Source organism: Occallatibacter riparius (assembly GCF_025264625.1).
GTDB classification, from domain to species: domain Bacteria; phylum Acidobacteriota; class Terriglobia; order Terriglobales; family Acidobacteriaceae; genus Telmatobacter; species Telmatobacter riparius.
Genome location: NZ_CP093313.1, coordinates 6,580,612 through 6,592,967 on the forward strand (window position 1 = coordinate 6,580,612; position 12,356 = coordinate 6,592,967).

The following is a 12,356-nucleotide window of genomic DNA, read 5'->3' on the forward strand; positions in this document are numbered from 1 at the left end:
TCGCACAACCGCTCACACCTGAATGATCTTGCGAATCTCACCGTCGGGATCATTCACCATTCGGCACTCGTTGTCCCAGACCATTGTCTTGTTTGTTTCGGGGTCAGTGGCTTCCCACTTCAGGCCAGGGATGCTGGGGTTTCCGGTTGCGGCGAACGTGGCCCAGGAAGAAGCCATCTTTTTTGCCAATGACTGGGCCTCGGGTGTATTGCCGGTTCCCTGCTCGCAGCGTTTCGTGTTGTCGAAGCAGAATTGGAGATCGGCGGTGTGCCACGCGCCTGGCAGGCCATCCAGTATGGGCGTCTGCCAAGTGAAGTAGTAAGCGTAAGCCGGCGCGGCATTCAATTCGTGCTTCAACCGAGCCATTTTCACCACGTTGTTGCGCATCGCCAGACCGTTCAATCCGGGGCTGCCGCTGCACATGTACGACAGCGTTTGTATTTTCTTTTTCGGGTAGGCCTTCTTGAGCCCTGCGACAATGGCGGCGGCTTTATCTTCGCCGTAAGCCTTGGCAAGGCTGGCGTGCCACTCTTCTTCCGTGGGCCGGGATGACATTCGATTGCCTTCTTCCGTCACAGAGCCGACGATCAGAGGCACATTCTTCGAGTTCTCCGGGGCAGCGTCAAAGAACGAACGCATGTTGATGATCTTGCCGTCGACGCAGGGCTGCCAGCCCACGCGCGGCTTGCCGGGAGCGCCTGGCCCCATCATCGGCGGGCCCGGAGGGTTGATTTTTGCCGCGGCCGCGTTGCCTGCGGCGATGAGCTTGCTCCATTCCATCTTCTGAAGCGACTCGACGTCATTGGGTGCAAGTCCAAGATCTTTCATGACAAGCTTGGCGACTTCGGCTTGCTGTTCCCTGGATGGGATATTGCCACCACCGCCTGACAGCGCAGCCGCGCGGTGGAAGAGTCCTGCCGCCGAAGGCATGCCCATGAGCGTTGTCACCTTTGATCCACCACCGGACTGTCCGTAAATCATTACGCGATCCGGATCGCCGCCGAAGTTCTCAATGTTCTCGCGGACCCAGCGCAGCGCCGCAACGAGATCGGTCATGCCGACATTGGCGGAGCCTTCATACGCCGAGCCGCCAATCTCGGAGAGATCGAAGAAGCCGAGGATGTTGAGCCGGTGGTTGACGGAGATCTGCACCACGTCGTGATGGCGCGCCATCTGCGCACCTTCATGCGAGGGAAGTTCGTAGGAGGATCCGAAGCTGTAACCTCCACCGTGAATGTAAAACATGACGGGCCGCTTGCCGGTCAGGCTGGGCGTCCAGATGTTGAGCTTGAGCATGTCTTCGCTTTGCCAGCCGTCATCCCAATCCTGAATGAAGGTCTGCTCAGCACTCGTCCATGTGTGCAGGTTTTGGGGGCAGTTCGCGCCGTAGACAAGGGCGGGATACTCGTCTGTCCAGGGGGTTGGCGGCTTCGCCGGCAGCCAGCGGTTGGCGCCGGCTGTCGTCTGCCCGTAAGGAACACCCTTGAAGGTGAAGACGCCGCCGTCGAGGAAACCGCGCACCCTGCCGTATTGCGTCTTGGCTACGGCGGAACCCGGTGTGGAGACATTGCCGGGTTCCTGGTGTGCCGCAGTCTTGATGCTGTCGGAAGCGAGCGCAGGTTCACCCGCAACCATGGTGATTCCGGCCGTGGCCGAGAGAAGCAGCGCTTCACGGCGAGTAAGAACACGTTTCGATGTTTCAGACATGAATGGCTGCTCCTTTGGTTGCGAGATGCGGTTCGCGTTCGTCATTACTCCGGCAAGGCGTACTGGCCGTCGACATGAAAATGGCCAGTCGCGACGGGTGCTACAGTGTCGGGCTGGCCGCCACCGATGCTGACGGTGTAATCGCCTTGCGCGATGATCGGATTGCCATCTTCAGTGACCATTCCCAGATCGCGCGGATTCAACTCGAAGTGGACTTTCTGGCTTGCGCCGGGATCGAGATGGATGCGCTGGAAGCCACGAAGAGCGACACGCGCAGCGCCTTTGACATCAGGGAATTTTAGATAGAGCTGCACTACCTCGTCTCCAGCGAGCTGCCCGCCGTTTTTCACGGTTACATCAGCCGCGACGGGTTGTCCGGCAGCAACGGACTGAGCGGACACGCTGAGGTCGGTGTAAGCGAACTTCGTGTAGCTGAGCCCGTAGCCAAACGGATAGAGAGGCTTGCCGGTGAAGTAGCGGTAAGTCCGATTTGCCATTCCGTAGTCTTCGAAGTGGGGCAACTGGTCGACGCCAGTGTAGAAGGTTACGGGAAGACGTCCGGCTGGATTGTTCTTGCCACTGAGGGTTTGCGCTACAGCGGCTCCACCCTCTTCACCGGGGTACCACGCTTCCAGGACCGCGTTGGCATGTTGGTTGATCCAATTGACAGCCAGAGCGCTGCCGTTCATGAGAACGACCGCGAGCGGCTTGCCTGTCGCGGCCACTGCTTCGACCAGGTCTTCTTCGGGCTGAGGCAGGTCGATGCTGGTGCGGTCTCCGCCGAGGAAGCCCGGCTCGCTCACCGGCATCTCTTCGCCCTCAAGCTGGCTGGTGATACCTACGACCGCAATCACAACGTCAGCATTCTTCGCGGCGGCGACTGCTTCAGGCGAAGGAGCGTTGTTCGCCTTGTTCCAGATCAGTTCGGCATGAGCCTTGCCATCCCTGGTTCCGTAGGAGACTTCAATGGCGACTTTGCGGCCCTTCTCGAGGTGGACGCGGCCTACGCCCGACGTTGCTTCGTTTCCGCCGCCAAAGGCCATCGCCACCTGCTTCGTGTCCACTGTGATTCGACCGAACCCCTGGCAGCGAATGCCAATGAGAAAGTCGCCGGATTCATTAGGCGTAAGGAATCCTGACCATTGCACACCGAAGATCTTCTTGCCGGCCACCTCTGACGGAAGATTTGTCCCGGTCAGTTTCACATTGGACTCGGTACGCGTGGCGATGGACTTGCTCGGTGGGCCTCCGGGTCCGCGCCGCATGCCTTCGTTATATTCGGCCTTGAGACCAGGCTTGCCGTCAGGCGTGGTCAGAAGACCATCGGGCACGGGAGTTCCGTCGGTGCGAAGGAACTGTGTACCGGGAACGTAGGTAATACTGGCGTTCGGGAACTCGGCTTTGAGGCCTTCCATGACGGAAACGATATGCGTGGGCTGGCCCGCGTAGTTGCCGATCAGCGGCCTCGTCTGGTCGGCAAGCGGTCCGACGACAGCGATCTTCTTGATTCCGGGCTTGAGCGGAAGCAGGCCGTCGTTCTTCAACAGCACCATCGATTCATTCGCCAGCTTGAGCGCATGTGCGCGGTGTTCGGCACTGTCGAGTTCCTTCTCGTCGATCTTGGTGTAGGGAACCATGTCAGGAGGATCGAACATGCCGAGTTTGATTCGCGCGGTGAAGAGACGGATGAGCGCAGTGTCCAGCGTGCTCTCCGGCAAGTAGCCCTGCTGCACGGCGTCGACGTAAGCTTTCTCGACCGGATCGCCGAATCGCGAGGTGAAGGTGACACACTCGTTGTCCATGCCGCGGATGACTGAGATAGCCGCGCCTTGCGCCTGGGTGGGGCGGTAACGATGGTTCGCGGCGACGTCGCGCACGGCATCGCAGTCGGAGACGACATAGCCCTGGAAGCCCCACTTGCCGCGCAGCTGGTCCTGAAGCAGGTACTGATTCGCGCAGGCGGGCTCGCCATTGATGGCGTTGTAAGCGCACATGACGGATCCCGCCTTGCCCTCGACAATCGCGGCGCGGAATGCAGGCTCGTATGTGTCGACCTGGTCGTGCTTGCTTACATCGACGTCGGCGAAATGGCGCGTCGGTTCCGGTCCACTGTGCACGGCGTAGTGCTTCGGCGTCGCAATGCCGAGATAGTATTTCGGATTGTCACCTTGCAGGCCAGTCACATAAGCAACACCCATGCGGCCCGTGAGGAATGGGTCCTCCCCATAGGTTTCCTGGCCGCGGCCCCACCGCGGATCGCGGAAGATGTTGAGATTGGGCGACCAGAAATCGAGTCCACCCATGATGCCCGTATGTCCTTCGCGCAGGTTCTGCACGTGCTTGATGCGGCCTTCGATGCCGATCTGCGCAGCCATGGTGTGAATGCCCGGCGCGTCAAATGTAGCGGCCAGGCCCACGGGCTCCGGATACTCGGTCACACCTTCATTGATAACGCCGTGCAGGGCCTCGCTCCACCACTGATACGCGGGCACCTTGAGCCGCTCAATCGCAGCGGAGTTGTTCTGCATCTGCGTGGCTTTCTCCGCCAAGGTCATGCGACGCACCAGGTCGGTTGCGCGCTGTTCAGGCGAGAGCTGGGGATTCAGGTAGGGAGGATTCGTTGCGTCCTGAGCAACTGCTTTCTGCGGGGAAGAACCGAGGAGGAGCGCTCCCAGACAGATGGCGATGCACTCGAGAGTCGGGTTGATGCGGAGTTTCATAGGGTTCTCCATCTTGAAGCTGAGTTCGGGGGCTCAATACGGTCTTGCAGCCTCAGTTTTACCGGGCCAGTGATCGGTGCGGAACGGAGCGGCCGGAAGGCCAGCACCATTGAAGAGCGTCGCAACTGGATTCGATTGCCAAGCGTATCGCACCTGCGTGGGATTGGGCACAGAAGGCGAAGTGACTACGACCGTGTCGCCTTCGATGCGCGCATCAGCCCAGTACCACTTGCGGTCGTCTCCGGCGATGGAAAACTCTCCGAGATGATCGCCCTTCACGACGAGACCACCATCGGCGTGCGCGAAATGCAGGCGAATGGAGCCGGGCAGGCGCTCTACAGATTCGAGCGTTGGGCCGGAGTAAACGATGGGCTTCCCGTAGTGCTTCGCGAGCGCACACCGCGCGAGCCGATCGCCGACTGGCTGCTTGTCTTTGGCATGGATGTTGTCGGGGTCGCCCGTGTCGATGGTGACCGCAAGACATGCATTGGGAACGCTCGCCGCCGCGATCGCCTGCGACTCGCGTGTTTCGGTCCAATCGTCCCCATCCACCGGTACGGAACTATGCTTCGTGAATGCGGGCAGGCTGACGATGTAAAACGGGAAATCACCCTGGCAGAACAACGAGCGCCAATCGGCAATCATCGCAGGAAGAATTCTGCGGTACTGAAAGCCGCGCGGGGAGTTCTGCTCGCCCTGGTACCAGATCGCTCCGGTAATCGACATCGGGGCTATCGGCGCAAGCATCCCCTCATAGAGCACGCTTGGCATCACCGGCCAGTTTTCGTACCCCATGGGAAGAGGATGCGGCGGACGAGCATCCACGCTGAGCTTGGCCTTCCACTCACCTGCGAGCGGAATCGTGGAACCGTCAGCCAGGTTGAGGTGCAGATCGTCAGGCTTCGAAAGGAATCCACCGTCGGGCTTAGTTTTGAGAACGCGGATAGCGATGACATTGCGACCCGGCTTGAGAACGCCGGGCCGGATGAAATACATCCGCGGATTTTCCACCCACGCGCTGCCGCCGACTTCGACACCATTCACGTATGCAGTGTCCATGCGTTCAATGGAGCCCAGGTGAAGCGTAACGCCGCCCCGCGGAAACGGTCCAGGCGCGGCGTTCGCCTCCGCGGCAGGTTTGGGTAGCGGATCAGGGAGAGTGATCTCGCGCCGGAACCAGACCAGGGCCGGCGTATCGGGCACGCCGAGTTCGGCAAATCCGCCAGGTACCGGAACCCGCTTCCACGCCGAGTCGTCCAGATCCGGGACGGCCCACTTCTCCTTCTGGCCAATGTCGTACTGGTCATACCAGTGCATGACATAGTTCCCGTACTCAGGCGCGTCCGCAGCCTTGAGACGATCGAGTTCGTCAAGCGGAACGTCGAAATCGTGGAGCGGACGCAGAGCGGCTTCGCTTGCCCAGGCTTCGGCAGGCGTTCCTCCGACCGCATCAACCACCAGGCCGATAGGAACGTGGATTTCCTGCTGCACCTTGCGTGCGAAGTAATACGCAACAGCCGAGACGCTGCCCGCGGTCTCAGGAGATACCGCGCGCCAGTTGCCTTCGATTACATCCATGTGGTGATAAGCAGGATGGCCTTCCACGGTGAAGAAGCGAATCTCAGGAAAATTGGCCGCTTTGATTTCATCGTCGGCGTTCTTCGTAAAGCGGAGCGGCAGGCCCATGTTGGATTGCCCGCCGCAGAGCCATACGTCACCGACCAGCACATTGTGCAATTCAACTGTCTGATGGCCAGTGATGCTGACCGTGTACGGGCCACCTGCCGCTGGCGGCTGAATCTTCACCTGCCAGCGGCGATCTGCACCGGCCGTGGCTGTCGCGGTCTTATCACCAATCTGCACCCGGACTGTATCTCCGGGATCAGACCAGCCCCAGATGGCATCGGGCTTGTCGCGCTGGAGCACCATGTTGTCGCCGAAGATGGGGCTGACGAAGGGTAGCGCTTTCCCGGCTGTAGATGGTGTCGCCTGCCCCGGAGTTGGCTGTGCAAATGTCCCCGAGGCCGCAACGAGCAGCAGAGCCGCGGCAGCGACCTTCAGGCTAGTAAATCGTTGAATCATGACTGCAGGTCTCTCGATCCGAATGAAGCAATCAGTGTTTACTTGCAATCGGCGGTGAAACAGAGATTCTTGCTGAAGAACGGGAGAACGTGATTCTGGAAGCGATCAGCCACGGCACTGACGTGCGTGCCGGAGTAGATCTCAAACGTGTTCGCGAGTCCGTAGTTGTCAAACAGAGTATGCAGCTTCGTCGCATCGAAGCGCAGTCCATCCTGGTCGCCTACGTCCATCGCAATTGCGCGATAGTGCTTCAGGCTACCGATGTACTGATCCGCAAAAGTAAGCGGCGAGTTGGCAGTGAATTTCGCCACAATGTCGGGTTGCGGAACGCCATCCTTGGTGGGGAGATCGAAATACAGCGGCGGGTTTTTGGGATCGGGCGCCCATGCCGCCGCGGTCGCATACTGGGCCGAGGCAAAACCGGGTGACTGCGCGGCAAGATCGGCCGGGGACTTGGCATCCGCGACTTTCTTCTCGCTCTCTAGGGCGCGTTGCTTCGCTTGATCGGGAGGTCCAAAACCGCCGGCCATGGGCGAAAGGCAGCAGGGGCTCATGATGTAGAGCGCGCCGAAAACATCGGAGTGTTTCATGCCGATACGCGTTGCTCCGTAACCGCCCATGGAATGACCGACCAGGCCGCGGCTGGTGCGATTGGGAATCGTGCGGTAATGCGCGTCCATGTAGGCGACCACGTCATGCGCGATGTAGTTTTCGAAATCGCCTGTCGTAGCAGAGCTTGAGTACATTGAGCCGTTATAGATCGTCTTGGAATCCGGCAGGACAACGATCATCTCTTGCGACCCTGTAGCAAAAGCGCCCTCAATCGTCTGCGGGACGTGGATCTCGTGCGTCCACTGCTCGGCGCCGATGGAATAGCCGTGCAAAGCGTAGACCACCGGGTAGTGGCGCTTCTTGTCTTTCTCATAGCTCGGCGGCAGGAACACGATCACGTCACGATCGACAGCATCGCCTTCGAGATTGCCTTCAAGCGCTGCGCCGTGAATTTTGATGTGTTCCACTGTGGTTGGCTTCGCGCCGGGCACGACCTCGGGAACATTGGTCTTCACCTGGGCTCCCAACTGAGCTGCGGGCGCCGTCGCAAATGCGACTGCGGACGCGAGAATAAATGCTGTTACTTTCATCTGGGCCTCTTGGACATGGGTAGTTACTGCACGGGGTACGAATAGATGTTCACGCTGAACGGGCGCACCGTGATTGTTTCCGGAAGCGCACCGAGCGATTGTTCCTCTACCTGAACTTCGGGCTTCTTGTCCACCTGCACTGTGGCGTTAATGGAATCTGGCGCCATACGCCACAACTTCCCTGCCCCGGCAACTTTCGCACCATTCACCGATACCTTGATGCTTTGCTCAGAATCAGATGGATTCAACACCGCAATGGCGAGGGTCTTGCGGTCTTCGGTCAGCGCAGCGCTCACGTCCAGCGGATAGGTGTCGCTGCCGGGATTGACCGCGGGTTGATCACCGCCGGCCGGGAATCTGGGCTTGGGCTGCGGTGAATCTCCGCTGACTTCGACAGGAATTGTACCGAAGTGATCGCGATACATCTTGAACAGCAGGCCTGTGGGATTGAGCGTGGCCTCGGTGCGGTTCTGGCTCATCATCGCGGTCGCGAAGGTGAACGCTCCCATCTGGAAGATGTCCGAGTGGCGGAACATCTCGTGGAAGGCCCAGGCATAGGCGGGCACGGTTTTGTACGAGTTCGGTCCCCCGCCAAAGTACGCCCACTCGTCAATCGCAATCGGAACAGGCTTCGCCCTGAGCGCGGGGATGCGCTTCAGATACTCCTGGTAGTGCTCGTACTTCGCGCGAACCTGCACAGCCGGCGCGCGCTGCCACTCGAGGAACGAAAGCGGCGGATCGATCGGCACCTTCTTCTGCAGCTTCATATCCGTGTGCTCGGTGCCGGAAGCGTAATAGTGCTCGCTCACCATGTCGATGTTGTCCAGGCAATTCAACAGCAGTTGTCCTGTCCAGTCGGCCGCAGAGAGATAGTCGGGAACATACTGCCCATTGATGCGGCGAGCCTGGTCGGCGCCCTCCATCACGTCAGGCATCGCACCGCCGGCGATCAGTTTGATCGACGGATCGACCTTGCGCATCTCCTTGGCGAACGTGTTGTGCTTCAGTTCGAATTGCGGAAGCGACATCGCGCCCATCTGGTAGTCGCCCCAGGGCTCGTTTCCTACACCCCAGAACTTCACGCCGTACGGCGCGGGATGGCCGTTCTGAGCGCGCCATTTACCCATCGGCGTGGTTGCGGATCCATTGGTGTATTCGACCAGCTCGCGCGCGGACCACGCGTCGCCAAATCCGGCGTTGACGGTAATGTAAGGATCGACGCCAAGCAGACGGCACAGAGTCAGAAACTCATCCGTGCCCACGTCGTTCGGCTGCACGGCATGCCACACCGCATCGAAGATGGGAGGACGCTTGTCGATATCGCCAACACCATATCGCCACTCATAGGAGGAGACGAAGTTGCCGCCAGGGAAGCGCAGCACGCCGAACCGCATCTGCTTGAGCGCGGCAATCACCTCCGGGCGGAAGCCTTCGATGTTGTCGGCAGGCATGAGCGAGACTGCGCCAACGTGAAATTCGCCGGTCCCGGTGCCCGTGATCTCGAGTGTGGCGTCATCGGTGTCCGCAGCGGCAGTAAAACGCAATGGGAGCTTCCGATAGCTAGCGCCAAGGGTGCGGATGGTGGTGACTTGGCGATCGGCTGGTCCCTTGCCCCAGATCAGTGTGACTTTGACTACCGCCCCGGGCGAGCCAGCGAGGACGATACGTCCGGTATATGCCTTGCCTTTTCGCACCGCGATCCCGGACTCGCTCAAACCGTGCGGATCTTTCGCATCGACCTTCACCAATGGAGACTGATCTCCTGTGTATGGATCCTTCTTATCCATCGTGACGTTCTCAGCTCCGCCGACTGGCGCCCACCAGCGCGTAGGCGTGCGTCTGAACCGCGGATTGCCTGCGGCGTTCCCCAGTACCGGCGGAGGCGTGGGCGCGCCCGCCGCAACCGGATAGAAGAACTTGCGATCGACCAGCATCTCCGACCAGATGCCGTTGTTAACGATGTCGCCACCGTGTTCGAGGAACTGGCCGTAGATGTACTTCGAAATGGGTGCGCCGGTCTTCGAAACGTCGATGTTGGCAGTGACGGTGCGAGCCTGGGGGAAAGCATTTACTGCTGAGGCGAGAACTGCGAAAACGAAGAGTGCGGAGATTCGCGTAAGCGTTTTCTCGGATTCCCGGGTTCTGATCAGGTGCATTCTTTTGCTTCTCCAAAGTCTGGTCCAAAAGCAGCGGACATCCCGCGTACTCACCCCGCCCGACCGCCGGCTCATCGCGGAAATTAGGCACGCGATTTCTGACGCTGTCCGCCGGAATTCTCGACTATACAGAGAAAGAGCAAAGAAGAACAAGATAAATAAATCGCTTTATATGGGCAGAGAGCTGGATTACCATTCACGTTGATCGAAGACTGAATGTCCAATTCGCTTTGCGAGCGCTCTAACTTCGAACCGCTCGGATTGCATGGAGAACCGCAGATGAAATTCATCGGATTCGCAATGCTTCTCGCCACAAGTCTCTGCTTTGCCCAGGACTCGGCCGACTTCAAGCCCGCCACTTCGAATGTCCTGGATGCCCAATACCCTCAAGTCGACAGTTCCTCGCGCGTACAGATCCGCTTCAAGGCCCCCGATGCGACTAAAGTGAAGCTCAATTTCTGGAGCGGGCCCAAGGCTGACATGGAAAAGCAAGCCGACGGGTTCTGGACGTTTACCACGCCCGCGATGGCTCCGGGACTGCACTACTACACGATCAATGTTGATGGCGCGGAGGTCAGCGATCCCGCCAGCACGGCATACTTCGGCGGCAGCAAATGGGCCAGCGCCGTGGAAGTTCCCGAGGCCGGAGCCGACTACTATCTGCCGAAAGACGTTCCCCACGGGCAGGTGCGCCAAGTCTGGTACCACTCCAGCGTGACCGGCGCCTGGCGGGACGCATTCGTATACCTGCCGCCTGATTACGACAACTCAAAAGCGCGGTATCCGGTGCTGTACCTTCAGCACGGAGGCGGGGAAGATGAGACTGGATGGGTCCGTCAGGGCAAAGCCAATTTCATCCTCGATAACCTGATTGCCGGCGGAAATACCAAGCCCATGATCATCGTGATGGCCAATGGCTACGCGACACGTGCCGGGTACGTCGTTCCCGACCTCACGGGAAAGCCATTTGGATCGCCGGAGTTCATGAAGGTGATGCAGGAGCGAATGGGCGCATTCGAAGACGATATGGTTCAGGTGCTCATCCCCTTCATCGACAAGACATTCCGCACGATCTCCGATCGCGATCATCGCGCCATGGCCGGTCTGTCCATGGGCGGCATGCAAACCTTCCAGGTCACCTTCGATCATCTCGACATGTTCTCGTATATCGGCGGTTTTAGTGGCGCCGCGAACGTCTTCGCAATGGGCAACAACAAGTTCGACACGAAGACAGCCTTCAATGGCGCAATGGCCGATCCTGCGGCTTTCGCCAAACGCGTGCACCTGCTCTGGATCGGCGTTGGAACCAAGGAGCCTGAACGAATGAAGACCGGGCTGGAGGCCTTGCACACAGCGCTCGATGAAGGAAAGATCCAGCACGTCTTTTACGAGTCACCCGGCACCGATCACGAGTGGCAGACGTGGCGTCGCGATCTGAAGGACTTCGCGCCGCGCCTGTTCCAGTCCTCCGGACAGCAATCAGCTGCCGCTCATGGGATGTAGACTGATCGCGCAGTTGTTTCCCTGCAACCATCACGATAATCCGCACGACTGTGCTGGTTTACTGCGGGGCTGTGGCTAGACCCACAGCCCTCGCACTCCAAGCCCCAAGCAGACGCACATAATGAGCGCCATAGGTCGGCCTGCGACAGTCCGCCAGTGATGCTTCCAAGCCGCACAAGTGTCACTTCGGCCGGATTTCATCCAGTTCCGGAAGCAGAATTACGCTTTCCTGCTCATGCGGATCGGTCCGCGCAATCACCGCCACCACAGGTTCCGTCTGGCTTGGGTTATACGGCAGGTGCGGCGTATCGGCGGGGATGTACAGAAAATTCCCCGGCTCGACAACCACATGATTCTCCAGCCGTTCCCCGTACCACATGCAAGACGTGCCGCTGAGCGCATAGATGGCCGTCTCGTGGGTAGCGTGCTTGTGCGCGAGCGCGCGTCCTCCCGGCGGAATCGTTACTAGCTGCATGTGCAGCGCCTTCGCGCCCACGGTTTCCGCCGCAATCGCCACGTTGTACTGCAGCCCCTGCTTCCCGATGAAAGCCTCACCCGCGTTAAGCAGCCGGCACACCGGATCCGTATTCGTAGGCGTATCTATGCCCATAGCGCCGCCTCCTTATTGGTCGCACAAGGAGATATCCCCGAAAATACGAACGGCGCAGCCATGAGCTACGCCGTCGCTGTCCAGGCAAACCTTCCCCGTCCGAGGGATTGGGTGTTTCCAGCCTACGAAACCTTGGCTGCCTCCTCAGGATTCACCAGATCCCGCAACTCCTTGGAAGGCTTGAAGTAAGGCACGCGCTTGGCGGGAACTTCCACGCGCTCGCCGGTCTTGGGATTACGGCCGATTCGGGGATTCCGCTGCCGGATCCGGAACGATCCGAATCCGCGAATCTCGATCTTGTCCCCGCTCTGCAGCGCTCCAATCACCGACTCAAAGATCGTTTCCACAATAACCTCACCATCCCGGCGCGTCAGATCGCCTAGGCGGGTCACCTTTTCCACCAGGTCTGCCTTGGTCATTTGTTCCTCTCGACCTC

The 12,356-nt window shown here is 59.5% G+C and carries 8 protein-coding genes; 1 reads left to right on the plus strand and 7 read right to left on the minus strand.

Going from position 1 to position 12,356, the window contains the following annotated elements; genetic code table 11:
• Nucleotides 1-12: 12 nt before the first annotated feature.
• From MOP44_RS26875 to MOP44_RS26895, 5 genes are read right to left on the minus strand one after another with little or no spacing between them, the layout of a single operon-like run.
• A complete protein-coding gene (locus MOP44_RS26875) occupies nt 13-1,707 on the minus strand; it encodes a carboxylesterase/lipase family protein (RefSeq protein ID WP_260793654.1) in 1,695 nt (564 codons plus the stop codon).
• Between the two features lie 44 nt (nt 1,708-1,751).
• Nucleotides 1,752-4,427, minus strand: a complete 2,676-nt coding sequence (locus MOP44_RS26880) for a glycoside hydrolase family 3 C-terminal domain-containing protein (RefSeq protein ID WP_260793655.1) — start codon at nt 4,425-4,427, stop codon at nt 1,752-1,754.
• A 33-nt stretch (nt 4,428-4,460) separates the two neighbouring features.
• Nucleotides 4,461-6,509, minus strand: a complete 2,049-nt coding sequence (locus MOP44_RS26885) for a sialate O-acetylesterase (RefSeq protein WP_260793656.1) — start codon at nt 6,507-6,509, stop codon at nt 4,461-4,463.
• Between the two features lie 38 nt (nt 6,510-6,547).
• Nucleotides 6,548-7,651, minus strand: coding sequence for an alpha/beta hydrolase (locus MOP44_RS26890; protein ID WP_260793657.1), 1,104 nt, complete (start codon nt 7,649-7,651; stop codon nt 6,548-6,550).
• Between the two features lie 23 nt (nt 7,652-7,674).
• Nucleotides 7,675-9,807 (minus strand): alpha-N-arabinofuranosidase, encoded by a 2,133-nt coding sequence (locus tag MOP44_RS26895; protein ID WP_260793658.1) that lies wholly within the window; start codon nt 9,805-9,807, stop codon nt 7,675-7,677.
• A gap of 279 nt (nt 9,808-10,086) precedes the next feature.
• On the opposite strand from MOP44_RS26895, the gene MOP44_RS26900 reads away from it, so the two are divergent.
• On the plus strand, nt 10,087-11,310 hold the full coding sequence (locus MOP44_RS26900) for an alpha/beta hydrolase-fold protein (protein WP_260793659.1): 1,224 nt from the start codon (nt 10,087-10,089) through the stop codon (nt 11,308-11,310).
• A 181-nt stretch (nt 11,311-11,491) separates the two neighbouring features.
• Here the strand turns inward: MOP44_RS26900 and MOP44_RS26905 are convergent, their stop codons facing one another.
• Nucleotides 11,492-11,920, minus strand: a complete 429-nt coding sequence (locus MOP44_RS26905) for a cupin domain-containing protein (RefSeq protein WP_260793660.1) — start codon at nt 11,918-11,920, stop codon at nt 11,492-11,494.
• Nucleotides 11,921-12,042: 122 nt separating this feature from the next.
• Nucleotides 12,043-12,339, minus strand: a complete 297-nt coding sequence (locus tag MOP44_RS26910; protein WP_260793661.1) for an integration host factor subunit beta — start codon at nt 12,337-12,339, stop codon at nt 12,043-12,045.
• Nucleotides 12,340-12,356: the final 17 nt, after the last annotated feature.

Excerpts from the sequence above, each read along its gene's own strand:
- MOP44_RS26880 (WP_260793655.1), bottom strand. The coding sequence starts at position 4,427 with ATGAAACTCCGCATCAACCCGACTCTCGAGTGCATCGCCATCTGTCTG.
- MOP44_RS26900 (WP_260793659.1), top strand. The coding sequence starts at position 10,087 with ATGAAATTCATCGGATTCGCAATGCTTCTCGCCACAAGTCTCTGCTTT.
- MOP44_RS26890 (WP_260793657.1), bottom strand. The coding sequence starts at position 7,651 with ATGAAAGTAACAGCATTTATTCTCGCGTCCGCAGTCGCATTTGCGACG.
- MOP44_RS26895 (WP_260793658.1), bottom strand. The coding sequence starts at position 9,807 with ATGCACCTGATCAGAACCCGGGAATCCGAGAAAACGCTTACGCGAATC.
- MOP44_RS26910 (WP_260793661.1), bottom strand. The coding sequence starts at position 12,339 with ATGACCAAGGCAGACCTGGTGGAAAAGGTGACCCGCCTAGGCGATCTG.
- MOP44_RS26885 (WP_260793656.1), bottom strand. The coding sequence starts at position 6,509 with ATGATTCAACGATTTACTAGCCTGAAGGTCGCTGCCGCGGCTCTGCTG.
- MOP44_RS26905 (WP_260793660.1), bottom strand. The coding sequence starts at position 11,920 with ATGGGCATAGATACGCCTACGAATACGGATCCGGTGTGCCGGCTGCTT.
- MOP44_RS26875 (WP_260793654.1), bottom strand. The coding sequence starts at position 1,707 with ATGTCTGAAACATCGAAACGTGTTCTTACTCGCCGTGAAGCGCTGCTT.